Annotated in this window: 1 pseudogene; it reads left to right on the forward strand. The window is 41.0% G+C overall.

Annotation, left to right across the window (positions count from 1 at the left end):
* Window positions 1-86: 86 nt before the first annotated feature.
* Window positions 87-271 (forward strand): annotated as a pseudogene (locus tag AAEY97_RS21285) (beta-aspartyl-peptidase); the annotation flags it as partial.

The following is a 271-nucleotide window of genomic DNA, read 5'->3' on the forward strand; positions in this document are numbered from 1 at the left end:
TTTTATGCCATTAAACTCAGTTCACTTGAAAAACCCCACGTAACCATTCACATTAGTTTTAATCTTAACTAACAAAAGAACGCACAATGAAAAAATCACTATTACTAGGACTGCTTTGCGGTAGTTTAATGAGTGTGAGCTCATCTGCATTGAGTGCGAGCACGCCGTTTGCCATTGCGATTCATGGCGGGGCAGGCACAATCGAAAAAAGTAAATTTACACCTGCTCAAGAGCAAGCTTACCGCGATAAATTAGCTCAAGCTGTTGAGAC

Source organism: Shewanella sp. TB7-MNA-CIBAN-0143, from assembly GCF_040310065.1.
Lineage (GTDB): Bacteria > Pseudomonadota > Gammaproteobacteria > Enterobacterales > Shewanellaceae > Shewanella.